This is a genomic window from Nonomuraea sp. NPDC049646, assembly GCF_044465525.1.
GTDB lineage: Bacteria > Actinomycetota > Actinomycetes > Streptosporangiales > Streptosporangiaceae > Nonomuraea.
This window is the reverse complement of sequence record NZ_JBITLU010000001.1, coordinates 506070-528746: the sequence shown is the minus strand read 5'-3', so window position 1 is coordinate 528746 and position 22677 is coordinate 506070. Positions and strand designations below refer to the sequence as shown.

The 22677-nt window shown below is 74.8% G+C and carries 23 protein-coding genes; 9 read left to right on the top strand and 14 right to left on the bottom strand.

Annotated elements, in window-relative coordinates:
• Positions 1-39 precede the first annotated feature (39 nt).
• On the top strand, positions 40-1230 hold the full coding sequence (locus tag ACIBQ8_RS02495) for a MarP family serine protease (protein WP_397190796.1): 1191 nt from the start codon (positions 40-42) through the stop codon (positions 1228-1230).
• A 29-nt stretch (positions 1231-1259) separates the two neighbouring features.
• Here ACIBQ8_RS02495 and ACIBQ8_RS02490 read toward each other — a convergent pair whose 3' ends face one another.
• Positions 1260-2753, bottom strand: a complete 1494-nt coding sequence (locus ACIBQ8_RS02490) for a carboxylesterase/lipase family protein (RefSeq protein WP_397190795.1) — start codon at positions 2751-2753, stop codon at positions 1260-1262.
• A gap of 168 nt (positions 2754-2921) precedes the next feature.
• Here ACIBQ8_RS02490 and ACIBQ8_RS02485 point away from each other — a divergent pair, with 168 nt between their 5' ends.
• Both ACIBQ8_RS02485 and ACIBQ8_RS02480 read left to right on the top strand, forming a co-directional pair.
• On the top strand, positions 2922-5252 hold the full coding sequence (locus tag ACIBQ8_RS02485; protein WP_397190794.1) for a molybdopterin oxidoreductase family protein: 2331 nt from the start codon (positions 2922-2924) through the stop codon (positions 5250-5252).
• Positions 5249-5716 carry a hypothetical protein gene (locus ACIBQ8_RS02480; RefSeq protein WP_397190793.1) on the top strand — a complete coding sequence of 156 codons (468 nt, stop codon included), beginning with the start codon at positions 5249-5251 and terminating at the stop codon, positions 5714-5716. The genes ACIBQ8_RS02485 and ACIBQ8_RS02480 overlap by 4 nt, the downstream gene beginning before the upstream one ends.
• 15 nt (positions 5717-5731) lie before the next feature.
• On the opposite strand, the gene ACIBQ8_RS02475 is transcribed toward ACIBQ8_RS02480, so the two are convergent.
• The 11 genes from ACIBQ8_RS02475 to ACIBQ8_RS02425 form a co-directional block, all read right to left on the bottom strand.
• Positions 5732-6832 carry an alcohol dehydrogenase catalytic domain-containing protein gene (locus ACIBQ8_RS02475; RefSeq protein WP_397168402.1) on the bottom strand — a complete coding sequence of 367 codons (1101 nt, stop codon included), beginning with the start codon at positions 6830-6832 and terminating at the stop codon, positions 5732-5734.
• The gene (locus tag ACIBQ8_RS02470; RefSeq protein ID WP_397168400.1) at positions 6832-7749 is read right to left on the bottom strand and encodes a DMT family transporter; all 918 of its coding nucleotides are present in this window, start codon (positions 7747-7749) and stop codon (positions 6832-6834) included. The genes ACIBQ8_RS02475 and ACIBQ8_RS02470 overlap by 1 nt, the downstream gene beginning before the upstream one ends.
• Before the next feature lie 27 nt (positions 7750-7776).
• Positions 7777-8388, bottom strand: a complete 612-nt coding sequence (locus tag ACIBQ8_RS02465; protein ID WP_397168398.1) for a glycerol-3-phosphate responsive antiterminator — start codon at positions 8386-8388, stop codon at positions 7777-7779.
• Positions 8389-8398: 10 nt separating this feature from the next.
• Positions 8399-9952 (bottom strand): FAD-binding oxidoreductase, encoded by a 1554-nt coding sequence (locus ACIBQ8_RS02460; RefSeq protein ID WP_397190792.1) that lies wholly within the window; start codon positions 9950-9952, stop codon positions 8399-8401.
• Positions 9949-11622, bottom strand: coding sequence for a glycerol-3-phosphate dehydrogenase/oxidase (locus ACIBQ8_RS02455; protein WP_397168396.1), 1674 nt, complete (start codon positions 11620-11622; stop codon positions 9949-9951). The genes ACIBQ8_RS02460 and ACIBQ8_RS02455 overlap by 4 nt, the downstream gene beginning before the upstream one ends.
• Positions 11619-13145: an FGGY family carbohydrate kinase gene (locus tag ACIBQ8_RS02450; protein WP_397190791.1), complete on the bottom strand. Its 1527-nt coding sequence runs from the start codon at positions 13143-13145 to the stop codon at positions 11619-11621. Before ACIBQ8_RS02450 ends, ACIBQ8_RS02455 begins: the two co-directional genes overlap by 4 nt.
• Positions 13142-14578 (bottom strand): MFS transporter, encoded by a 1437-nt coding sequence (locus ACIBQ8_RS02445; protein WP_397190790.1) that lies wholly within the window; start codon positions 14576-14578, stop codon positions 13142-13144. Before ACIBQ8_RS02445 ends, ACIBQ8_RS02450 begins: the two co-directional genes overlap by 4 nt.
• Positions 14579-14775: 197 nt before the next feature.
• Complete coding sequence (locus ACIBQ8_RS02440; RefSeq protein ID WP_397168391.1) at positions 14776-15270, bottom strand: hypothetical protein; 495 nt, start codon at positions 15268-15270, stop codon at positions 14776-14778.
• 105 nt (positions 15271-15375) lie between these two features.
• A complete protein-coding gene (locus ACIBQ8_RS02435; protein WP_397190789.1) occupies positions 15376-15909 on the bottom strand; it encodes a GNAT family N-acetyltransferase in 534 nt (177 codons plus the stop codon).
• Positions 15910-15919: 10 nt separating this feature from the next.
• Entirely contained in the window at positions 15920-16450 is a 531-nt protein-coding gene (locus ACIBQ8_RS02430; RefSeq protein WP_397190788.1) for a hypothetical protein, read from the bottom strand.
• A 40-nt stretch (positions 16451-16490) separates the two neighbouring features.
• Positions 16491-16724 carry a hypothetical protein gene (locus ACIBQ8_RS02425; protein WP_397190787.1) on the bottom strand — a complete coding sequence of 78 codons (234 nt, stop codon included), beginning with the start codon at positions 16722-16724 and terminating at the stop codon, positions 16491-16493.
• 78 nt (positions 16725-16802) lie between these two features.
• Between ACIBQ8_RS02425 and ACIBQ8_RS02420 the strand changes: the two genes are divergently transcribed.
• Positions 16803-17339 (top strand): hypothetical protein, encoded by a 537-nt coding sequence (locus ACIBQ8_RS02420; protein WP_397190786.1) that lies wholly within the window; start codon positions 16803-16805, stop codon positions 17337-17339.
• A 17-nt stretch (positions 17340-17356) separates the two neighbouring features.
• Positions 17357-17542, top strand: coding sequence for a hypothetical protein (locus ACIBQ8_RS02415; RefSeq protein ID WP_397190785.1), 186 nt, complete (start codon positions 17357-17359; stop codon positions 17540-17542).
• Positions 17543-17558: 16 nt separating this feature from the next.
• On the opposite strand, the gene ACIBQ8_RS02410 is transcribed toward ACIBQ8_RS02415, so the two are convergent.
• Positions 17559-18395, bottom strand: coding sequence for an EamA family transporter (locus ACIBQ8_RS02410; protein ID WP_397190784.1), 837 nt, complete (start codon positions 18393-18395; stop codon positions 17559-17561).
• 121 nt (positions 18396-18516) lie between these two features.
• Here ACIBQ8_RS02410 and ACIBQ8_RS02405 point away from each other — a divergent pair, with 121 nt between their 5' ends.
• Positions 18517-19101 (top strand): helix-turn-helix domain-containing protein, encoded by a 585-nt coding sequence (locus ACIBQ8_RS02405; protein ID WP_397190783.1) that lies wholly within the window; start codon positions 18517-18519, stop codon positions 19099-19101.
• A gap of 13 nt (positions 19102-19114) precedes the next feature.
• Here the strand turns inward: ACIBQ8_RS02405 and ACIBQ8_RS02400 are convergent, their stop codons facing one another.
• Positions 19115-19870 carry a ZIP family metal transporter gene (locus ACIBQ8_RS02400; RefSeq protein WP_397190782.1) on the bottom strand — a complete coding sequence of 252 codons (756 nt, stop codon included), beginning with the start codon at positions 19868-19870 and terminating at the stop codon, positions 19115-19117.
• A gap of 146 nt (positions 19871-20016) precedes the next feature.
• Here ACIBQ8_RS02400 and ACIBQ8_RS02395 point away from each other — a divergent pair, with 146 nt between their 5' ends.
• The 3 genes from ACIBQ8_RS02395 to ACIBQ8_RS02385 all read left to right on the top strand — a co-directional run bounded on the left by ACIBQ8_RS02395 (position 20017) and on the right by ACIBQ8_RS02385 (position 22664).
• On the top strand, positions 20017-20244 hold the full coding sequence (locus tag ACIBQ8_RS02395; protein ID WP_397190781.1) for a hypothetical protein: 228 nt from the start codon (positions 20017-20019) through the stop codon (positions 20242-20244).
• Positions 20241-20957 carry a YqjF family protein gene (locus tag ACIBQ8_RS02390; protein ID WP_397168373.1) on the top strand — a complete coding sequence of 239 codons (717 nt, stop codon included), beginning with the start codon at positions 20241-20243 and terminating at the stop codon, positions 20955-20957. Before ACIBQ8_RS02395 ends, ACIBQ8_RS02390 begins: the two co-directional genes overlap by 4 nt.
• A 144-nt stretch (positions 20958-21101) precedes the next feature.
• Positions 21102-22664, top strand: a complete 1563-nt coding sequence (locus ACIBQ8_RS02385) for an alpha/beta fold hydrolase (protein WP_397190780.1) — start codon at positions 21102-21104, stop codon at positions 22662-22664.
• Positions 22665-22677 lie beyond the last annotated feature (13 nt).

Below are 22677 nucleotides of genomic sequence, written 5' to 3'. Positions count from 1 at the left end.
GATCCTCCCTTGTGGGGGAAAAGATGATTGTCTTTGCTTGTGTCCGGTGATCTGCTCGACGTCGTCCTGGTCGTTCTGGTGGTCGGGTTCGGCGTGGCGGGGTTCCGGCAGGGGTTCGTCGTCGGGGTGACGAGCTCGATCGGGTTCGTCGCCGGATGCGTGCTGGGCATCGCCGTCGCCCCCGCCGTGACGGACGTGCTCGTGACCGGCGACGTCCCGCAGACGGCCCTGGCGGTCGTCATCGTCTTCCTGATCGCGCTGGCCGGCCAGTTCGCCGCGTCCACGCTGGGGGCCCGGTTACGCACGTACCTGCGCGGCGAACCGGCCCGGATCCTGGACTCCCTGGGCGGCGGGCTGGTCAACGCCACGTTCGTGCTGCTGGTCGCCTGGCTCCTGGGCAGCCTGCTGGTCGCCGGCCCGTGGACGCTGGTGGTGGAGCAGATCCGCGGCTCGGCGCTGCTGTCCACGCTCGACGCGGCCGCCCCCGAGGCGGCGCGGAACTGGCAGCGGCCCTTCAAGCGTTTCATCGACCGGTCCGGCTTCCCGCCGGTGCTCGACACCATCGCCGGGATGAGCCCCGTCCGGGTGCCGCCGCCGGACGTGGCCGTGCTGCGCAGCCCGGCGCTGCGGCAGGCCAGGACGGGCATCCTCCAGGTCCAGGGCACCGCCTCCTCCTGCGGCAAGCGCATCACCGGCACCGGCTTCACGTACGCGCCCGACCACATCATGACCAACGCGCACGTCGTGGCCGGGGTGGACACGGACCTCCAGGTGGTCGACCACGAGCAGCGGCCGCACCCGGCGCAGGTCGTCTGGTACAACCCCCGGCGGGACGTCGCGGTCCTGTACGTCCCCGGCCTCGGGCTGCCCCCGCTCTCCTTCGACCTCCGGGCCAGGGAGGGCCAGGACGCGCTGGTCGCCGGCTACCCGAACGGCGGCGGCTTCACGCCGGAGCCCGCCCGCGTCGCCGCCCGGCAGCGGGCCGGCAGCCCCGACATCTACGGGACCTCGCAGGTGACCAGGGACGTCTACCAGGTCCGCGGCAAGATCCAGCAGGGCAACTCCGGCGGCCCGCTGCTCGCCGTGGACGGCCGCGTGCTGGGCGTGATCTTCGCCGCCGTCGCCGGCCAGGTGGAGTCCGGCTACGCGCTGACCGCCGGCGAGGTCGCGCCGGACGCCCGCCAGGCCGCCACGGCCACGAACTCCGTCAGCACCCAGTCCTGCGACTGACCCCGGCCCGCCCCCGCGGCGACCGGCGCTCACGCCCGCCCGGACGCCGGCAGCGGGAGCGGGTCGAAGGCGTGCCCCGCCCACAACCGGCGCGACGCCTCCTCCGGGTAGGCCGCCGTGCCCGGCTCGGCGTCGACGATCCAGGTCAGCCGCTCGCGCGGCTCGTACGCCGGCCAGCCCGGGTCCCCGGTCGCGGCGAAGGCCGTCCACGCCGCCCGCACCCGGGCCGACAGCTCGGCGGCCTCCGGCGGCGGCTCCTGGCCGAGCAGCAGCCCGGCCACGCCCGCGCTCAGGTTGCCGAACGTCAGCGGCAGGCCCAGCCCGTGGCAGGCGCCGAGCGTCCCGCCCATGCCGGGGGCCGGCCAGGTCAGCTCGTACAGGTGGGCCCGGCCGTGCCCGCCGTGGGCCTCGGCCAGCCGTACGGACGGCATCCGGAACAGCCAGTCGGAGTGGACCAGCTCGTACAGCCGCTCGTCGCCGGCCTGCGGGTACGCGGCCCGGTAGGCCGCCGGGTCGGGGGCCAGCGCCCGCAGCGCGGCGGCCGCCTGCTCGGCGGTGACCTGGCCGAGCTCGCCGCCCAGCGCCATGAACAGCCGGTACTCCTCGCGGTTGTGCCCCACGATCAGGTCCACCCCGCCCGCCGTCGACCGCCAGGGCGTCGCGGGCAGCACCTCGCCGTCCACGACCGGCGCGAACGGCGTGCGGACGTGCGCGGCCGGCCCCCAGCGCGGGCTGCCGCCCATCCCGGCCGCCACCGCGTCGCCGGCCTCGATCAGCCGTTCCGGCGGCAGGCGGGCCAGCTCGTCCGCGTGCGGGGCCGCTCCCAGCTCGGCGGCCACCGCGGCGGCGAGGTCGGCGGCCAGCTCGGGGGTGAAGAACAGGCCCGGCACGCTCTGCGCGATCGCCCGGTGGAACAGGCCGGCCGCGCCGGGCATCGCCATCAGCGCCGCGATGCTCCCGGCTCCGGCGGACTCGCCGAAGACGGTGACCCGGTCGGGGTCGCCGCCGAAGGCCGCCGCGTTCTCGCGCACCCACCGCAGGGCGGCCACCTGGTCCAGCAGGCCGCGGTTGGCGGGCGCGCCGCGGAAGTGCCCGAATCCCTCGGCGGAGACCCGGTAGTTGACGGTGACCACGACGACGCCGTCGCGGGCGAGCACGCCGCCGTCGAAGAGCGGGTCGCCGGACCAGCCGTACATGTAGCCGCCGCCGTGGATCCACACCATCACCGGCAGCCGGGCCGCGCCCGGGTCGGGGGTCCACACGTTGGCCGTCAGCCAGTCGCCGTCCGTGCCGGGGGCGGCCGCGCCCAGCAGCCTGGACTGCGGCGGCGGCGGGCCGAACGCGGCGGCCTCGCGCACGCCGTCCCACGCCTCGGGCGGCGCGGGGGCGGCCAGCCGCAGGCCGCCCACCGGCGGGCGCGCGTACGGCACGCCGCGGAAGACGGCCACGCCGCCCTCGAACCGGCCGCGCAGCCGGCCCGTGCGCACGGTGACCTGCGGATGAACGGTTCCGGCGGCGCTCATGGCACGCTCCTCGCCCGGGGGACGGCTCCGACGGCCGTGCGCGGCCATCCTCACCCCGGACGCCCGCCGCCCGCATCCCGTTTTCTCCGGCCGGGCCACGGCGCAGGCATGGGACGGCCAGGTGAGGGTATGCGGTCCGGATCTCCCGCCCCGGAAGGAGCCGCCGGAATGTCTGACCGCATCGCCGATCCGTGGGGTTCGCGCACGCCGTACGGGCCGCGCGAGGACGGCAGCGCCGAGGACTGGCCGGTCCGGGTGGACGCCTGCCTGGCGGACGGGCTGACCGAGCAGGACGTCGAGTCGTGGGCCCAGTCGGCGTCCGTCCTGCACTCCAACGGCGACGCGATGGACATCGCGGTCAAGGGCGGACGCATCGTCGGCGTGCGCGGCCGTGCCGTGGACCGGGTCAACCACGGCCGGCTCGACCCCAAGGACCTGTACGGCTGGCAGGCCAACAACAGCCCCGACCGGCTGCTGCGCCCGCTCGTCCGCGAGGGCGGCACGCTGGTGGAGACCGACTGGGAGACGGCGATGGGCCGGATCGTGGCCCGGTCGAAGGAGCTGCTGCGGGGCCCCGGCGGATGGGGGCACTTCGGCTTCCACACCAGCGGGCAGCTCTTCCTGGAGGAGTACTACACGCTGGCCGTGATCGGCAAGGCCGGCCTCGGCACCCCGCACATGGACGGCAACACCCGGCTGTGCACGGCCACGGCCGCCGCCGCGCTCAAGGCGAGCTTCGGCACCGACGGGCAGCCCGGCTCGTACACCGACATCGACCACTGCGACGTGATCGCGTTGTGGGGGCACAACGTCGCCGAGACCCAGGTGGTGTTGTGGGACCGGATGCTCGACCGCCGCCGCGGCCCGCGCGCGCCCGCCATGATCGCCGTCGATCCGCGCCCCACGCCCGTCGCCCGCGAGGCCGACGTGCACCTGCCGGTGCGCTCCGGCACGAACCTGGCCCTGATGAACGCCCTGATCCACCGGCTGATCGAACGCGGCTGGATCGACCGCCGCTACGTCGAGCAGCACACGATCGGGTTCGAGCGGCTGTGCCGGGTGGTCGAGCAGTGCCCGCCGGAACGGGCGGCGGAGATCTGCGACGTGCCCGTGGCCCTGATCGAGCGGGCCGCCGAGATCCTGGGTGCCGGCGAGCGGCTGGTCTCGACCGTCCTGCAGGGCTTCTACCAGTCCAACCAGGCGACGGCCGCCGCCTGCCAGGTCAACAACCTCCACCTGCTGCGCGGGATGCTGGGCCGTCCGGGGGCCGGGGTGCTGCAGATGAACGGCCAGCCCACCGCCCAGAACACCCGCGAGACCGGCGCCGACGGCGACCTGCCCGGCCTGCGCAACTGGGACAACCCCGCACACATCCGCGAGCTGGCCGAGCTGTGGAACGTCGATCCGGCCGTCATCCCGCACTGGGCGCCGCCGACCCACGCCATGCAGGTCTTCCGGTACGCCGAGCAGGGGTCGGTCAAGCTGCTGTGGATCTCGGGCACCAACCCGGCGGTCTCGCTGCCCGACCTCGGCCGGGTGCGCCGCATCCTGGCCCGGGAGGAGCTGTTCGTCGTGGTGCAGGACCTGTTCCGCACCGAGACCGCGGAGCTGGCCGACGTGGTGCTGCCGGCGGCGACGTGGGGGGAGAAGCCGGGCACCTTCACCAACGCCGACCGGACCGTGCACCTGTCGGAGAAGGCCGTGGAACCGCCCGGCGAGGCGCGGGCCGACCTGGACATCTTCCTCGACTACGCCCGCCGCATGGACTTCCGCGACCGCGACGGCAAGCCGCTGATCGGCTGGCACGACGCGGAGTCGGCGTTCGAGGCGTGGAAGGCGTGCTCGGCCGGCCGTCCCTGCGACTACACCGGCATCACGTACGAGAGCCTGCGCGGCGGCAGCGGCGTCCAGTGGCCGTGCCCGCCGGGCTCGGGCGGCACCGAGCGCCTGTACGGCGACGGCCGCTTCAACACCGACCCGGACTACTGCGAGACCTACGGCCAGGACCTCGTCACCGGCGCCGAGCACACCCGCGAGCAGTACGTCGCCCAGGAGCCCGGCGGACGGGCCTTCCTGCGGGCCGCGGCCTACCACCCCTCGCCCGAGGTGACCGGCGAGGACCTGCCGCTGCTGCTGACCACCGGCCGCACCGTCCACCAGTTCCACACCCGGACCAAGACCGGCCGCGTCCCGCAGCTCGACGCCGCCGCCCCCGGGCCGTGGGTGGAGCTCAACGCGGCCGACGCCGCCGGGCTCGGCATCGGCGAAGGCGACCTGGTGCGGGTGGAGTCACCGCGCGGCCGGCTGGAGGCCCCGGCCCGGATCACCGGCATCCGGCAGGGCGTGGTGTTCGTGCCGTTCCACTACGGCTACTGGGACCTGGAGCCGGGAGCGGCCCCCCGGGCGGCCAACGAGGTCACGAACACGACCTGGGACCCCGTCTCCAAGCAACCGATCTACAAGGTCACCGCGGTCCGGGTGACCAGAGCGGGAGGATGACCGTGCTGCTGGCTCACTACCTGGGGCTGCTGCACCGATCCGAGGAGGAACTGGCGGCGGCCTACCGCGAGGTGGCCGCGGCCCACGGCGACGAGCCGGACGTGGTGCACATCTGCCGGCGGCTGGCCGAGCAGTGCGACGAGCACGTACGGCGGCTGCGGCCGTTCGTGGCACGCTACTCCGAGGACGCCCCCGACGAGCCGGAGCGGCTGCATTCGACGCTCTTCTCCGGCACCCGCGGCGGCGGCCTCGGCCTGCTGCGCGACCTGCACGACCTCTACCTCATGGCCGCCGAGTGCGACGTCTGCTGGACGCTGATCGGCCAGGCCGCGCAGGGCGCCCGCGACGAGCCGCTGCTGGCGGCGGTCCGCGACTGCGAGGACGAGACCGCCACCCAGATGACGTGGGCCCGCGGCCGGATGAAGCAGGCGGCCCCCCAGACGCTGGTCGTCGCCTCGGCGTAGCGCCCGGCCCGGCGGTCAGCCGTCGAAGACGATGAGCTGGCGCAGGGCGGCGCCCTCGGCGAGCTGGTCCATCGCCTCGTTGACGGCCGCCAGGCCGATCCGGGCCGAGACCAGCCGTTCGACCGGCAGCCGGCCCTCGCGCCACATCCGGGCGAACACCGGGATGTCGCGGGCGGGCAGCGCCGAGCCCAGGTAGCTGCCGATGATGCTGCGCCCGCCGGCCACCAGCGCGAGGGGCGAGATCGAGGCGCGGGCGCCGGGCGCGGGCAGGCCCACGCTGACGGTGCGGCCGCCGGGGGCCGTCGCGGTCACCGCGGTCTCGAACGCCCGCGCGCTGCCCGCCGCCTCGACCACGACGTCCGCCTCGCCGGGCAGGTCGTCCGGGCCGTACACCTCGTGCGCGCCCAGCTCGCGGGCGGTGGCGAGCTTGGCCGGGTTGGCGTCCACGCCGATCACCCGGACGCCGTCGAGGGCCAGCGCGGTCAGCAGCGCCGCCATGCCCACGCCGCCCAGCCCGACGACCGTGACCGTCTGCCCGGGGCGCGGCCGGCCGGCGTTGAGCACGGCGCCGCCGCCGGTCAGCACGGCGCAGCCGAGCAGGGCGGCGACCTCGGCCGGCACGTCGGGATCGACCGGGACGACCGAGCGCCGGTCGACCACCACGTGCGTGGCGAACGCCGACACCCCGAGGTGGTGCAGCACGGCGACGCCGTCCCTGTGCTGGCGGATCGCGCCGCTCAGCAGGGTGCCGTCGTTGTTGGCGGCGCTGCCGGGCACGCAGGGCGTCACGCCCTCGGTGGCGCAGCCGGCGCAGCCGCCGCACCTGGGCAGGAAGGTCATCACGACGCGCCGCCCGGGGGCGAGGTCGTCGACGCCCGGCCCGGTCTGCTCCACCACGCCCGCCGCCTCGTGGCCGAGCAGCATGGGCGTGGGACGCACCCGGTTGCCGTCCACCACCGACAGGTCGGAGTGGCACACGCCGGCCACCTCGACCCGCACCAGCAGCTCGCCCGGCCCCGGCGGGTCGAGTTCGAGGTCGCAGACCGTCAGGGGCCGCGACCCGGCGTAGGGCCGGGACCGGCCGATCTCCTCCAGGACCGCGCCGCGAATGCGCATCAGTTCGCCCTTCTTCGTGTCGAGAGGTTGGCCAGCAGCACCCCGCAGCCGCCCAGGACGAGCCCGGCCACGGCGAGCGGGGGCAGCGGCTGCCCGGCCAGCGACCAGGCCAGGACGGCGGTCACGGCCGGGGTCAGGAAGAACACCGTGCTCACCCGGCTGGCGGGGGAGCGCAGCAGCATCCGGTTGAGCAGGATGAACGCCGCGATGGAGTTGACCAGCGCCATCCAGCCGACCGACAGCCCGAACGCCGTCCAGTCCGACACCCGGACCGGGCCGAGCGCCAGGCAGGCCAGCCCGGCGGCGGGGGCGCTGACCAGCAGTTGCACCGCGGTGCCGCTCAGCGCGTCCATGCGGGGGGCGTACCGCTGCTGGTAGAGGGTGCCCGCGCTGAGCCCGGCCAGCCCCAGCAGGCACAGCGCCACCCCGGAGGCGGACAGGCTGATCCGGTCGGCCACCGCCAGGACCACCCCGGCCAGGCCGAGCGCGAACCCGGCCCACTGCCCGGCGCCGACCCGCTCGCCCAGCACCCGGCCGACCAGCAGGATGACCACCGGGTTCAGCCCCTGCACCAGGGACACGACCGCGGCCGGCAGGCCGGCGCCGAGCGCGCTGTAGAAGGCGCCGAACTGCACGGCCTGGATCAGCAGCCCGGCCACGGCCACGTGCGCCAGGTCCCGCCCCCGGGGCCACGGCACCCGCCTGACCAGCGCGTACGCCCCCAGCAGCACCCCGGCGACGGCGAACCTGCCGAACATCAGCAACAGCGGCGGCGCCGCCCTGACCCCCGGGATGCCCGCGATGAACGCGCTGCTCCACAGGACGACGAACACCCCGGGCGCCACCGGCCACCGCCTCCCGGCGCGCCCGACGGGCGCCGTGGGGGCGGCGGTCTCCCGCACGCGGGCAGGCGTCATCGCAAGGTCCTTCCGGATGAAGACGGATCAGGAGGCGCGCAGGGCCGAGCGGCGCAGCCCCCACAGCTCCTCGTCGGAGGTGCACACGCCGACGGCCCCGTGCCGCAGCGCCTCCACCACGTCGTCCGCGCTCTGCACGAACCCCGCGGCCAGGCACGGCACGCCGACCGCCCGCACCTGCCGCTCGACGTGCCGCAGCACCATGGCCGGCATGAGCTGCACCAGGTCGGGCCGCGACCGGGTGATGGACTGCAGGCTGCGCCGCAGGTTGGACCGGTCGGTGACGAACACCTTCTGCATGGTCAGCAGCCCGAGCCCGGCGGCCCGCTCGATCATCGCCTGCCGCGTGGAGACGATCCCGACCGCGCCGATGCTCTGCAGGTACGCCAGCGCACCGGGGTCGTGCCCCAGGCCGGGCGTCGAGTCGATGTTGACCAGCCCGATCTTGCGGGCGGCCACCGTGCGACTGACCGTGGCCGCCAGGTCGCCGAGCGGGATCGAGGCCAGGATGCCGATCGGCGTGGGGGAGGCGGTGAACCGCTCGACCATCTCCACCCCCACCAGCGACGCGGCGACGGGATGCTCGGCCAGCGCGGCGAGCAGGCGCTGATCCAGCGGGGCCTTGTGTCGAGCGTTCACCGCATCCACCTTAGTGCGCCGGGTTTTCGAAGGACGCGGGCAGCCCCAGCTTGCCGGGGTTCATGATGCCCCGCGGGTCCAGCGCCTGCTTGACCGCCACCAGCGTGGGATAGCCGCTGCCCAGCGCGTCCCGCATGTACGGCGAGCGCAGCAGGCCGACGCCGTGGTGGTGGCTGATCGCCGCGCCGTGCCTGACGAGCACCTCGGCGGCGGCGTCCCAGGCGGCCCGGTACCAGGCGCGCCGCTGGTCGCGTTCGACGTCGCCGCGCAGCGAGAAGTACAGGCACGCGCCGTCGGTGTAGGCGTGCGACTGGTGGGCCGAGGCGCGCAGCGTGCCGGGGACGGCCTCGATGGCGGCCACGACCTCGTCGTACAGGGCGGGCAGCGCGGCCCACGGCCCGGCGATCTCGCAGGTGTCGGAGACGAACCCCGGCCCCCGGACGAAGCCGTCGGCGGCCTTGCCGACGATCATGCGCTCGTCCAGCCAGCGGGCGAAGACGGCGTCGCCGTCCAGCTTCACCGACGCGCGTTCGGCGCAGACCTCCTCGGCGATCTTCATGACGGCGTCGACCAGCACCGGGTCGCCCTCGTCGGCGACGAGCAGCAGGTTGGTGCCGGGCTCGCCGAAGTGGGTGCCGCTCTCGTGGGCGTCGTACAGGCGCAGCGCGGCCGGGGTGGCGCCGCGCTGCAGGATCTCCCGGCAGGCGTCGAGCCCGGCGGCGAAGGTGTCGAAGCCGTAGGCGATGCCCACCGCGTAGTCGGGCAGCCGGTGCGTGCGCAGCCGCAGCCGGGTGATGACGCCGAGCGTGCCCTCCGAGCCGATGAACAGCTGGCGCAGGTCGGGGCCCACCGCGGCGCGCGGGTAGGTGCCGTAGCTGGCGGTGGTGCCGTCGGGCAGCACCACGTCCAGCCCGACCACCATGTCCTCGATCTTGCCGTAGCGGGTGGAGAGCTGGCCCGCGCCGCGGCAGGCGGCCCAGCCGCCGACGGTGGAGATGGCGAACGCCGACGGCCAGTGGCCGGTGGTGGCGCCGTGCGTCTCCTGCAGCTCCTTCTCGAACAGGTCGCCGAACATGCCCGCCTGCACCTCGACGATCATGGACTCGGCGTCGAAGGACAGGATGCGGTTGAGCCGGCACACGTCCAGCACGACGCCGCCGTGCACGGGCAGCGCGGCGCCCAGCACGTTGCTGCGGCCGGCCGAGACGGTCAGCGGGATGCGGTGCTCGTGGCAGATCCGCACCACGGCGGCCACCTGCTGCTCGTCGTCCACCTCGACGACGACCGCCTCCGGCGTGGCCGGGCGGCCGTCGGTCTCGCCGATGGAGGTGCCCGCCCACCAGTCGCGGGTGCGCAGGACCACCTCGTCCCGCTCGGTGTGCACGGCGACGCCCAGCGCGCGCAGCTCGGCCACGACGCTCTCGGGAACCGGCACGACCTGGTCCTGCAGGCTGGCCGGGCCCTTCCCTGGCGGGCAGTCGGCGGCCCAGCGCGGCGGCGTGGGCGCGCCCACGACGTAGTCGCCGCGGTTGAACGGGTGGGTGACGGTCTGCCTGCTGATCATGAAAGTCCCTCCATCAGAACGCTCTTCTCGCGGTCCACGCCGCGTACGTAGTCCTCGACCTGCCGGGCCACCTCGTCGTCGGAGAGGCCGAGCTCGCGCTGGAGCAGCCGGCCCACCTCGGGAGCCGCCTTGACCGACAGGTCGCGGGCGAAGACCCGCATCCGGGTGCGCCGCGACAGCACGTCGTCCACGTTCCTGGCCAGCTCGCAGCGGGCCGCGTAGACCACCTCGGCCCGCAGGTACTCGCTGCCCTCCACGACCGGCCCGGCCAGCGACGGGTCCTCGCCGATCAGGTCGGCGACGAACCTGGCCTCGGTGCCGTACCGCTCGCCCAGGTGGGCGCCGAGCCCGCCGGTCGCGGTGGTCGCCTCGGCGTCGTAGCCCGCGCCGCCGAGCAGCGGCAGCCGCGCGGTGCGGCAGCGGGCCTTGCGGCCGAGCACCTTCAGCGCCTCGTCCACGGCCAGCTCGCCCATGTGCCTGCTGGTGGTCAGCTTGCCGCCGGTGACCGTGACCAGGCCGAAGCCGTCGGTGGTGATCCGGTGGTCGCGGCTCATGTCGAGCGTGGCGCCCTCCTTCTCGCCGACCAGCGGGCGCAGCCCGGCGATCGAGCCGATCACGTCGTCCGGGGTGAGGTCGGCGTCGAAGGCGGTGTTGGCGCCGTCGAGCAGGTACTGCATCTCCTCGCGGGTGCACAGCACCTCGTCGGGCGAGCCGTCGTAGTCGGTGTCGGTGGTGCCGACCACGACCACGTCGCCCCAGCGGGTGCAGGTGGCGCGGCGGGCCCGGCCGGGCACCGGGACGGTCACCGTGCCGTCCACCGGCAGCCGCGTCCACGGCACCACGATGTGCACGCCCTTGGCCGGACGCACCCGCGGCCGGTGCGCCGGGTCGGACAGCGCGTCCACGGTGTCGGTCCACACGCCGGTGGCGTTGACGACGACCGCGGCGCGCACCTCGACCGTGCGGCCGTCCACCTCGACGCGGGCGCCGCGCACCCGGCCGCCCTCCTTGACCAGTTCGCGGCAGGTGGCGCCGTTCAGCACGGTGGCGCCGAAGTGGGCGGCGGTCCTGGCGATGGTCAGGGTCAGGCGGGCGTCGTCGGTGCGGCTGTCGTAGTAGAGCAGGCCGCCCTTGAGCCGGTCGGCGCGCAGCCGCGGCGCCCTGGCCAGCACCTCGGCCACGCTGAGCCGCTGGTGCAGCCGTCCGATGCGCCAGCCGCCCGCCAGGTCGTAGGTCCACAGCAGGCCCTCGAACGCCTTGGCGATGCGGGCGTCGAAGACGCCGTCCTCCGCCAGGATCGGCAGCACGAACGGCAGCCGCCGCACCAGGTGGGGGGCGTTGCGGCGGAAGCGCTGGCGCTCCAGCAGCGAGCGGCGCACCAGCGGCAGGTTGCCCTGCTCGATGTAGCGCAGGCCGCCGTGGACCATCTTGGAGGACTTGGAGGAGGTGCCCGAGGCGAAGTCGTCGCGTTCCACCAGCGCCACGCGCAGGCCGCGGGTGGCGGCGTCCAGCGCGGCGTAGCAGCCGGTCACGCCGCCGCCGACGACGAGCACGTCCACCGGCCTGGCGGCCAGCCGCTCGATCTGCGCCTGACGGTCCAGCCGCAGCGGGGTGCGCCGGATGGCGCTCCTGGTCTCCGATCTGGGCTTGCGTTCTGGAAGCCGGATCACGAGGGGGATTCCTCCTGTTGGTACGGGATGTGCCGGGTGAGCAGGTCACGCCAGGCGGCGCGGGCCTCCTCGCGGGCGGCGTCGGGCATCGTGGGCTCGAAGACGGGGACGTCGCCGAGCCCGGCGAGGGCGGCGGGCAGGTCGGGCCAGAGCCCCGCGCGCACGCCCCCGAGGTAGGCCGCGCCGCGCAGGCTGGCCGTCTCGTTGGCGCGGGCGCGGCGGACCGGCCGCCCGACGAGGTCGGCCTGGCTCGCCATCAGCACGTCGCTGCTGGCCAGGCCGCCGCCGCAGAACAGATCGGTGACCGGCGCGCCGAGCGCCTGCTCCACCCCGTCCAGCAGGTCGCACACCGAGTGCGCGATGCCCTCCAGGACGCCCCGGGCCAGCTCGGCCCGGGTGGTGGACAGGCTGAGCCCGGTCAGGACGCCGGTGGCCTCCGGCGACCAGACCGGGGTGCGCATCCCGGCCAGCGCGGGCAGGAAACGCACCCGGCTGGGCCCGGGATGCTCGCGGGCCAGCGCGGTGAGCTGGGCGGGCGAGTCGAACAGCCCGATCTCCTCGCACAGCCAGCGCACCGCCGAGCCGGTCGTGGCGGCGTAGCCCTCCAGGCTGAACACCGCCGTGCCGCGCGAACGCCAGCCGACCAGCGTCAGCACCCCCGGCACCGCCCGGCGATGCGCGGGCGGCCGGTCGCCGGCCACGGCGTCCAGGAACGTTCCCGTGCCGTGCACGCACATCGCCTGGCCCGGCCGGTGCGCGCCGAGCGCGATCATCGCGGCGTGCTGGTCGCCCATCACCGACAACACCGGCAGCCGCACGCCGAGCACGGACGGGTCGGTGTGGCCGTAGTCGCCGTCCTCGTCCAGGATCTGCGGCAGGACGTCGCGGGGGCAGCCGAGGAAGTCCCGCCAGGGCTCGTACCAGTCGCCGGTGCGCAGGTCGTAGGCGCCGGCGGCGACCGCGTTGGTGGCGGACATGACGTGCCGCGCGCCGCCGGTCAGCCGCCACACCAGCCAGGTGTCGACCGACCCGAACGCCACCCGTCCCGCCTCGTGCGCCCGGCGCGCGGCCGGGTCGTCGCGCAGCACGTCGGCGGCCCACAGCAGCGGGGCGCGCGAGCCGACCGGCCGGCCGGTGTGCTCGACCAGGCGGGCGTCCCAGGCGGGCTCCCACTCGCGCAGCCGGGCGGCGTAGCGGCGGTCCTGCCAGACCACGGCGGGGGTGAGCGGCTCGCCGGTGACGGTGTCCCACAGCAGCACGGTGGCGCGCTGGGTGGCGATCGACACGCCGGTGACCTCGACGTCGTGCGCCCGCGCCCACTCCAGGGCCTGCGCGCAGACCTCGGCGGTCTTCGCCCAGATCTCCATGGCGTCCTGCTCGACCCGCAGATGGTCGGGGGAGTGGACCGAGATGGGCCGGTAGGCGGGCGGGGCCGCCGAGCCGTCGTCCAGGACGACCGCGGCGCGCGTGCCCGTGGTGCCCTCGTCGACGCTGAGGATCCCCCGCCGGGTAGGGCCGGTCATCGGCGCTCGTCCCTCTTCCGCAGCGCGATCTCCTCCTCCTCCAGGTTGACCGCCACGCGGGTGGGGTCCCACTTGATCAGCAGGCAGGTGACCAGGCCGACCAGCGGCACCACCGACAGCACCATGAGGCTGGCGCCGACCCCGATGCCCGCCTGCAACTGCGGGAACAGGTACAGGCCGGCGACCGAGCCGAGGCTGCCGAGCATGCCGGTCACGCCGGTGCCCAGGGTGCGGATGTCGCTGCGGTAGGACAGCGCGGCGATCGACTTGCCGTTCGGGCCGGGCCCGGCGGAGTGGAAGAAGATGAACAGCACGGGCAGCAGCGCGGCCAGCGCGACCGGCAGCTCCTTGAACGTCGCGCCCATCACCAGCAGCGCCACGAACACCACCGCGTACCCGGCCATCGAGCTGATCCGCAGGCCGAGACGGCGGCCCGTGTAGGCGGCCAGGCACCCGCCGACGATGCCGACCGCGTTGAACGCCATCGACCCGATCGTGGCCTTCTCGAACTCCTTGCCGAACAGCTCCAGGCTGATCACCGGCAGGTACCAGCCGACCGCGAAGTACTGCATGGCCTGGGTGAGCGAGATGACCGTGGACAACACGGTGCGCGGCAGGTACGGCCTGCGGAACAGCACGCCCGCGTCACCGAACCCCACCTGGCGTCCCTGCTCGGCCGGTCCGCCGCCCTCGCGGCCGTCCTCCTGGACGGCGAAGCCGTACATGCGGCGCAGGGCCGCGGCGGACTCGCGCAGCCGGCCCTTGGCGGCCAGCCACGTCGGGCTCTCCACCAGGAACGTGAGTTGCAGGACCAGCAGCACGACGGCGAAGGCCGCCGAGGAGCCCACCGACCAGCGCCAGATGTCCGCGCCCACGTCGAAACGGTAGAACACCAGCGTGAGCAGCAGGTTCGTGGTGGTGGCGGTGTACCAGACGCCTTGCCAGAAGTTGAGCCTGCCCTTGAGCGCGGACGGCGTGTACTCGGCCAGCAGCGCCATGGCCACCGCGAAGTCGATGCCGTACGCGATGCCGACCAGGCCGCGGCCGGCGAAGACGGTCTGGAAGTCGGAGCCGGCCGCGGTCAGCAGCGCGCCGAGCGCGAACACCACCTTGGTCAGCAGCAGCGGCTTGACCCGGCCGATCCGGGCGGCCAGCCAGCCGCCGAACGGGTTGGAGATGATGGCGATGGCCGGCGCCATGGCGGTGAGCACGCCCACCTGGCCCGGCGACAGGCCGAGCTGCTTGACCATGGGGGACAGGCCGGCGCCCAGGGCCGCGTTGGAGTAGGCGTCCAGGAACAGGCCCGCCAGGGCGAGGAACCAGATCCAGTTGGCCCGGCCGGCCAGCCTCGTCAGGGTGTTGATGACGTCGGCCGCGTCTCCGGCGTTGCGGATCCGCGTGACCGAGGTGTTCTGCACGGGGGCGTCGCTCATGCCCAGCCGCCTTTCAGGGGGGTGTGATCCCTTGCCAGCGGTCCGGATACGACAAAGGCACAGACGAAGACCACTGACAGGGATCTCTTCGTCTGTGCCTGCCGATTGACGGGACACTATGTGCCGGTTGTCCGGTATGTCAAGCGGTCGCGGTCGCAAAGCCGCAGCTCGCACGCCCTACCCGGCGCACCCGTCGGTCAGGAGTACCTGATCTCCCACCAGCGGCGGGTGCACGACCACTTGCCCGCGGCCTTCACGCAGGCGCGGAACTTGCGGCCGTCCGGGGCGTCCACCGCGAAGGACGTGACGCTGCGGCGTCCGCCGCCCCTGACCACCGCGTGGCAGGCGTGGTAGGTGCGGCCCCCGTCGTCGGTCCAGTCGATGGAGATGCGGTCGCCGGAGCGCAGGCTGGTGCCCCACGCCCACCACACGTTCCGGCCGCGGTAGACGCCGTCGGCCTCGTACAGGTAGACCATGCCGCGGCGGCCCTTCGCCTTCGTCATGCGGTGCCAGGGCTTGGGCACGTCCCGGCTGACCCGCAGCCGCGCGCCGCACGAGTAGTTGATCGGGCCGGCGGCCTGCGTCCGCGACGCCTGCCGGGCGTCCTGGACGGAGGCGCCGGCGGGCGAGGCGAGGGTCAGGACGCCGCTGACCGTCATCGCGGCGACCGCCAGGGCGGCAAGGTTACGCATGTGCTCCCCCTTGGTGCGAGATCGTGTGATCGCAACGTAGGGGCGCCGGTGTTGAGGATCCGTTGAGCCCGCGTTGATCTCCGCCGAGGCCCGCGCCGCCGCCGGTCAGGCGCCTGGAGACGCCGGGATCCGGTCCAGGTCGGCGCGGACGATGCCGTACATGACGCCGTCACGCCACTCGCCGGCGCGGAAGCCGCCGCCGCGCAGCACGCCCTCCCGGGTGAACCCGGCCTTCTCCAGCGCCCGCTGCTCGGCCACGTTGCCGACCTCGGTGGTCGCCTGCACCCGGTTGACCGGCGAGTGGTCGAACAGGTAGCGCGCCAGCAGCCGCTGCGCCCGCGTCCCGTGCCCCTTGCCGCGGAAGCCGGGCGCCACGATGAGGCCCATCTCCCAGCAGTACGACACCCGGGAGGTGAGCTGCCTGCGCCACGACACGAGGCCCGCCCGGTCCTCGCCGGAGGCGATCACGAGCATGCCGCCGTCCTCGTCGAGCATCCCGTTCTCGTCCCACAGGCGGCGCAGGCGGTGGGGGTCCTGCCAGCCGTACCATTGGTACTCGCCGCTGCTGTCCGGGTCGCCGATCAGCCCGGTCAGGAACGCCAGGTCGTCCTCCCGGACGGCACGCAGTTCGATCGTCATGATCGCGACACTATGTGACGGATGCGACGTCGGCGCGCGCCCGGCGTCCGGCCCGCAGCGCCAGGGCCAGCGCCGCCAGCAGCGCCGCGCCCGCGAACGGCGGCCACGACAGCCCGGACGGCGGCCCGAACGTCCCGCCGGCCCCGGCCCGGTCGAGCAGCGCGGCCACCGCGAGCGCGGGCAGCGCCTGGGCCGCTCCCGAGACCAGCGCGAGGACGGCGAGCCAGGCGACCCGCGCCGCGTTGCCCCCGCGGTACGGCTCACCCTCGAACACCGACGTCAGCAGCCGCCCGACCAGGAGGGCGGCGACGAGCGCGCACAGGCCGCCCACCAGCACGTCCGCCCGGAAGAGCACCTGCTCGGCCGCCGTCGAGTCCCAGGCCCGCAGCGTCAGCTCCCCGCCGCCCAGGGAGAGGCCGCGGGGCAGCCTCACCCCGCTCAGCCCGAGCAGTTCGGCCGCCTCCGGGCGGGGGACGACCCGAACGACGATCTCCCCGCCGGCCTGCGTGGCGCCGTTGACGGCGTGGGCGACCCCCCACACCCCCGCGACGGCCCCGGCGAACCTAGGGGCCGGCCGCGGGTCAGCCGGTGGGAGTGGCGCGGAAGCGGAAGGCGAGCACCGCCGCGCAGAGCAGCAGCACCCCGCAGACGCCCTGCTCGGCGACCATCCAGCCCGGCAGCGGCAGGAACAGCAGCACTCCCACCACCGCGACGAGGATCACGACGAGCACGATCCTCAGGCGCAGCAGCGCCCGGTCGCCGCCACGCCGGGCGCGCCGGGCGAACGCGAACGTCAGGACGGACGTCGCCGCCACGATGACGCTGATTGGACTCTCCCCCGCGGGGAGACCCCACGCTATGGGGGATTCCACCCAGATCTACCCGGAGGATCCATGACCCCGCGACTGGTCCATTGCCATCCCGTCACCTGTCTCAACGTCACGGGCATGGGAGAGCCCGGCGGCGCCGAGCACCTGTCGGCCATCGGCGCCCTGTACGCCGTGGCCTCCGCCATGGGCGGCGCCGCCGGGCCGCTGGAGGGGCGGTGGTGGGTGGAGGACACCTCGCTGCCGCCGCTGGAGACCCCGCGCGACCAGTGGCGGTGGCACCTGCTGCTGCCGCTGCCCGGGATGCCCGAGCCGGGGGCGGCCGAGGCGGCGCGTGAGCGGGCCCGCCCGTCCGGGGCGGCCGTGGACCGGGTCCAGGTCGTCACCTTCACCGAGGGCGAGTGCGTGGAGCTGCTGCACGAGGGGCCCTACAGCGAGGAGAAGAGGTCGCTGGAGGTGATGGAGGCGTTCATGGCCGAGCACGGCCTGGTGCCCAACGGGCTGCACCACGAGATCTATCTCACCGACTTCACCGACCCCGACCCGAAGACGCTGCTCAGGCAGCCGGTCGCCGCCCGCCCGGCGGAGGCGGCCCACCGGTAGCCGGTCAGGAGCAGGCGGTGTCAGCGAACGCCGGTCACGTCCGCGTGCCGGACCGCAGCGCGCCGCGCAACAGGGGGCGGGCCGCCAGGGCGACCCCGCAGACGGCCGCCACCACGCACACCGGCACCGCCGCGATGACCGCCTGCCGCACGAGCACCCCGCCCAGCGCCCGTTCCGGCACCCCGGCGGCGCCGCGTTCCTGACGCCGGCCGCCAGGGGTCAGGGGAGGGCGAGGAGGCTGACGGCGAGGGCGGCGGCGCCGAGGCCGACGAGCTGGCCGCGGTGGATGCGCTCGGCGAGCACGCCCCGGGCGAGCAGCACCGTGCCGGCCGGGTAGAGGGCGGTGATCACGGCCACCACGGCCAGGTCGCCGCTGCGGGCGGCGAGCAGGAACAGCAGGTTGGCCACCGAGTCGAGCACGCCAGCGGTCGCCGACAGCGCGTACGCGGGCCGGTCGGGGCCCAGCCGGCGGCGCAGCAGCCCGGCCGCGGCCAGGGTGACGGCCGAGGAGACCGCGCGTCCCACGATCAACGGCGCCACTCCGCTGCCGGACGGCGCCTGGTGCAGGAAGACGAGCTGGAGGGCGATCGCCGACCCGGCGCCGAACGCCAGCAGCAGCGCCGTCCGCGACGGTCGCGCCGACCCCGCGCCGTGCCCCGCGCTGACCAGGACGACCGCCACCAGCGCGAGCGGCAGCCCCACCAGCCCGGCGGCCGACAGGCGCTCGCCCTGGAGCAGCCCCACGGCGACGGGAAGCGCGGCCGACACCAGCGCGGTCACCGGCGACAGCACGTTCATCGGGCCGATCGCCAGCGTGCGGTAGAGCAGGGCGAACACAGCGGCCGAGGCGACGCCCGAGGCCGCGCCCCAGCCCAGCGCGGCGGGGCTGAACGACGCGCCGAGCAACGGCCACAGCAGCAGCTCGACCACGAGGCTGGCCGGGGCCGCGACCATCACGGTACGCAGCACATGGGCCTTGCGGGCGCCCAGGCCGCCGAGGAAGTCGGCGCAGCCGTAGGCGAGCGAGCTGCCCAGGGCCAGCAGCAGAGCGATCACGACACCTCCCGGACATTCAACGGAACGACCAGAGAGTACATTAGAATGACCGCAGGAGTGCAACGGACCGACCGCGCAGTACATTTCACCGGTCCGCCCGCGAAGCGAGGAAGGTGAACAGATGGCCGAGCCGGCCCGCGCCCTGCGCACGGTCGCCCACAACGTCAAGGCCGCCCGCACCCGCGCCGGCCTGTCCCTGGAGGAGCTCGGCCGGCGCGCCCAGGTCAGCAAGGGCGCGCTGGTGGCGCTGGAGAAGGCGCAGGGCAACCCCAACCTGTCCACCCTGGTCCGGCTGGCCGACACCCTGGGCATCTCGGTCTCGGCCCTCATGCAGGGGCCGCCGGAGGGCCGCCTGCGCGTGGTGTCCGCCGACGCCGTGGCCCCCTTGTGGACCGGGCCGCGCGGCGGGCAGGCCCGGCTCATGCTGACCACCACCGACCCGGCCCCGGCCGAGGTCTGGCGCTGGCGGCTGGAGCCCGGCGAGGAGTACCCCAGCCAGCCCCACCAGGCGGGGGTGGTGGAGACCCTCAGCGTCGTCTCCGGGCGGATGACGCTCGTCCTCGACGGCGTCGAGCACCCCGTCGAGGCGGGCCAGACCGCCACCTTCGACGGCGACGCCCCGCACGGCTACCGGGGCGAGGGCGACGGCCCCTGCGACATGATCATGACGGTCCACCTCCCGCCCGGCCCCCGGACGCCGGGGTGAGCCGCGCACGCCGTCAGGAGGCCAGGCGCTCGATGGCGAAGGCGGACAGGAAGCCCACGGTGGTGATCAGGCCGGTGAGGACGTGCGCCTGCTCGAACGCCTCCGGGATCATGGTGTCGGCCACCATCGCCAGGATGGCGCCGGCCGCGATCGCGGTGATCAGCGCGATGGCCTCGGGGGAGGCCGACCGGAGGGTCAGGTAACCGGCCATGGCCGCCACGCCGCTGATCACGGCGATGCCGCCCCAGACGCCGAACACGTACGCGGGGCTGCGCCCGGCCCGTCGCATGCCGGCCGCGCTGGACAGGCCCTCGGGGACGTTGGAGACGAACACCGCCGCCACCACGGCGGGGCCGATCTCGCCGCCGTGCAGCAGGGACAGCCCGAGCACCACCGACTCGGGGATGCCGTCGAGCAGCGCGCCGACGGCGATGGCGGCGCCGCTGCCCTGCGCGTCGGCCTCGCTGGGCTGCTGGTCGCCGGAGCGCTTGCGGTGCCGGGCGCCGTACCGCGCCAGGATCGCGTTGGCCGCCACGTACGCGCAGGCTCCGGCCAGGAAGCCGACGGCGGTGGGCAGCAGCCCGCCCGACCGTTCGGCCTCGTCCAGCAGCTCGAAGGAGAGCGCCGAGATCAGCACCCCGGCGCCGAAGGCCATGACGGTGGCGATCGCCCGCGCCGGGACCCGCACCAGCATCGCCACGGCCGCGCCGAGGACCAGCGCGCCGCCGGCGACCAGCCCCCATGTCCCCGCTTCCAGCCACTCAGGCATGTGCACCGACCCTCTCGCGTCCTCGCCGCCGCCCTCAGGTTCTCTCGCCTCCGGCCTTCCCGTCACGCGTTCCGGAAACGGGGGATTGGGACGGAACGCCCCGGGTAGGGCAGGCGGCGGTCCGCCCCCGTCGTGAGGAGACTTGGATGGAGCACCGCCACACCCCTTGCACCCCGCGTCCGGCGCGACAGCTCTACGAGATCACCGCCCTGGACGCGGCGGGCGACCGCTGGCACACCATCGGCTGGGGGATCGACCAGGCGGAGGCCGAGTCGACCGCGCGGGCGTGCGTCACCCGCCCGGTCCCGCCCTACCGGGCCGCCCGGATCCGGCGGGACGGCCGGGTCCTCGCCGAGCACCGCCGCAGCGCGTGAAGGCGCCGCCGTCGCCGCGCGTGGCGCTGCCGGTGATGTGCCACCGGTGGGCGCACATCACGTTCCTGCACTGGCGCTACCCCGCCGAGGTGGTCCGTGAGCTGGTGCCGGACGAGCTCGCCGTCGAGACCATGGACGGGTCGGCGTGGGTGGGGGTGACGCCGTTCCTCATGGAGGACGTACGGGTGCCCGGCCTGCCCGCCGTGCCGTGGTTGTCGACGTTCCCGGAGACCAACTGCCGCACGTACGTGCGGGACGCGCGCGGCCGTTCCGGCGTCTGGTTCCTGTCCCTGGACGCGGGACGGCTGCCGGCCGCGCTCGGCGGGCGCGCCGGCTACGGGCTGCCCTACCACTGGTCCGACATGTCGGTCCGGATCGACCGGGGACGCCGCCGCTACCGCTGCCGCCGGCGCCGGCCTGGGACGCCGGACGTGCGGTGCGACGCCGAGGCCGAGGTGGGCGGCGTCCTGCGGGAGGACGAGCAGGACGAGCTCGCGCACTTCCTGACCGCCCGCCACCGGCTGTTCACCAGGGTGGCGGGCCGGCTGGCCGCGGCCGAGGTCGAGCACCCGCCGTGGCCGCTGCAGCACGTCGAGCTGACCGGCCTCGACCAGGACCTGCTGCGGGCCGCCGGCCTGCCCGGCCCGGCCGGCCCGCCCCTCCTGCACGCCTCCCCGGGTGTGGACGTACGCGTGGGCATGTGGTCGTGGTGACCCGCTGACCGCACGGCGTCCCGGGTGAGGCTGCCCCGCCGGGGGCGGAAGGTCCTCAGGGATGACTCCGGTCTCCTCCTCCAGTCGGATGGTCTTGTCGGAGGAACTGATCGATGATCAGGTCCCCGACGATCGGAGTCGCCGATGCGAAGACCAGTCCTGATCCTCACCCTCCTGTCGGCCCTCGCGGCGCCGCTCGCGCCGGTCCCCGCGTCCGCCGCGACCACCGCCGCGACCACCGCCGCGACCATCGCCGCCACCGCCGCCCCGGCCGTGCCGTGGGCGCCATGCGCGGAGGACCCCGCGGTCGACTGCGGGACGCTGACCGTGCCGGTCGACTGGAACGACCCGCGCGCCGGGACGTTCGAGCTGGCCCTCGCCCGGCGCCGGGCCAGTGACCCGGCCGCCCGCATCGGGTCGCTGGTGATCAACCCCGGCGGCCCCGGCGGCTCCGGCGTGGACGTCGTGGTGAACAACTGGCTCAGCTTCACCCCCGAGATCACCAGCCGCTTCGACGTGGTCGGCTTCGACCCGCGCGGCGTGGGCCGCAGCCATCCCGTCACCTGCTCGCTGGAGCTCGCCCAGCAGGCGCCCGACCCGCTGTCGATCAAGGACCAGGCCGGCTGGGACGCCCTGCTCGCCTTCAACCGGCGCTACAGCGACGACTGCCGCCGGCGCACCGGCCCGCTGTTCGACAACGTCCACACCGGGTACGTGATCCGCGACCTCGACGCCCTGCGCGCCGCCCTCGGCGACGACAAGCTCACCTACTACGGCGTCTCGTACGGCACCCTGATCGGCCAGCTCTACGCCGAGCGCTACCCGCGCCGGGTCCGCGCCCTCGCGCTGGACAGCAACATGGACCACAGCCTCGGCACCCAGGCGTTCCTGGACACCGAGGCATGGACCTCCCAGGACTCCTTCAACGAGTTCGTGGCCTGGTGCGGCCGGACGGGCTCGTGCGCGCTGCACGGCCGGGACGTCCGCGCGGTGTGGCACGAACTGCTGGCCAGGGCCGACCGGGGCGAGCTGACCTTCCCCGGGCAGCCGGACGTCAAGCTGCGCAAACTCGACCTCATCGGCCTGGCCTTCGGCGCGTTCTACGGGCCGGCCTGGAGCCAGCTCGCCGAGCTGCTGGCCGCCATGGAGAGCGGCGCCGGCCCGGTCAGCCCGCTGTTCGCGCCGCCGGTCCGGGCCGCCGGGGAGACCGTCAACGACGCCACCTTCGTCTTCTGCCAGGACTACGCGCTGCCCGTCCGCGGCTACCGCGACTGGGACCGGCTGCTCCGCAGGTCGGCGGCCGTCGCGCCGGACATGCTGGTCAGCGCCGCGGCGCACCCGCTCGCGCTGTCCTGCCAGGGCACGGCCACGCCCAACCGGCAGCACCGGCTCAGGGTGGACGGCTCGCCGGCGCTGCTGCTCGGCAACGCCCTGCACGACCCGGCCACGCCGTACGTGTGGGCGGCCTCCACGGCGCTGCAGGCCGGCCGGCAGGCCCGGCTGCTGACCTACGAAGGGTGGGGGCACGGCATCTACGGGCGCGGCGAGTGCACGACGGCCGCCTTCGACCGCTACCTGGTCTCCCGTGACCTGCCCGCCCGGGGCGCCCGCTGCCCGGCCGTCCCGCCGGACGAGCTGTCGCTCAGGCGGGTCCCGGCGCCGAGCCCGCTGCCCGGCCGCCCCGGGTGGACGTCCGTCCTGCGGTAGCCGGATGGTGACG

What these genes read in the sequence shown, in the direction of transcription:
- ACIBQ8_RS02490 (WP_397190795.1), bottom strand. Translation starts at nt 2,753, where the DNA reads ATGAGCGCCGCCGGAACCGTTCATCCGCAGGTCACCGTGCGCACGGGC.
- ACIBQ8_RS02485 (WP_397190794.1), top strand. Translation starts at nt 2,922, where the DNA reads ATGTCTGACCGCATCGCCGATCCGTGGGGTTCGCGCACGCCGTACGGG.
- ACIBQ8_RS02480 (WP_397190793.1), top strand. Translation starts at nt 5,249, where the DNA reads ATGACCGTGCTGCTGGCTCACTACCTGGGGCTGCTGCACCGATCCGAG.
- ACIBQ8_RS02475 (WP_397168402.1), bottom strand. Translation starts at nt 6,832, where the DNA reads ATGCGCATTCGCGGCGCGGTCCTGGAGGAGATCGGCCGGTCCCGGCCC.
- ACIBQ8_RS02470 (WP_397168400.1), bottom strand. Translation starts at nt 7,749, where the DNA reads ATGACGCCTGCCCGCGTGCGGGAGACCGCCGCCCCCACGGCGCCCGTC.
- ACIBQ8_RS02460 (WP_397190792.1), bottom strand. Translation starts at nt 9,952, where the DNA reads ATGATCAGCAGGCAGACCGTCACCCACCCGTTCAACCGCGGCGACTAC.
- ACIBQ8_RS02450 (WP_397190791.1), bottom strand. Translation starts at nt 13,145, where the DNA reads ATGACCGGCCCTACCCGGCGGGGGATCCTCAGCGTCGACGAGGGCACC.
- ACIBQ8_RS02445 (WP_397190790.1), bottom strand. Translation starts at nt 14,578, where the DNA reads ATGAGCGACGCCCCCGTGCAGAACACCTCGGTCACGCGGATCCGCAAC.
- ACIBQ8_RS02440 (WP_397168391.1), bottom strand. Translation starts at nt 15,270, where the DNA reads ATGCGTAACCTTGCCGCCCTGGCGGTCGCCGCGATGACGGTCAGCGGC.
- ACIBQ8_RS02435 (WP_397190789.1), bottom strand. Translation starts at nt 15,909, where the DNA reads ATGACGATCGAACTGCGTGCCGTCCGGGAGGACGACCTGGCGTTCCTG.
- ACIBQ8_RS02420 (WP_397190786.1), top strand. Translation starts at nt 16,803, where the DNA reads ATGACCCCGCGACTGGTCCATTGCCATCCCGTCACCTGTCTCAACGTC.
- ACIBQ8_RS02405 (WP_397190783.1), top strand. Translation starts at nt 18,517, where the DNA reads ATGGCCGAGCCGGCCCGCGCCCTGCGCACGGTCGCCCACAACGTCAAG.
- ACIBQ8_RS02400 (WP_397190782.1), bottom strand. Translation starts at nt 19,870, where the DNA reads ATGCCTGAGTGGCTGGAAGCGGGGACATGGGGGCTGGTCGCCGGCGGC.
- ACIBQ8_RS02395 (WP_397190781.1), top strand. Translation starts at nt 20,017, where the DNA reads ATGGAGCACCGCCACACCCCTTGCACCCCGCGTCCGGCGCGACAGCTC.
- ACIBQ8_RS02385 (WP_397190780.1), top strand. Translation starts at nt 21,102, where the DNA reads ATGCGAAGACCAGTCCTGATCCTCACCCTCCTGTCGGCCCTCGCGGCG.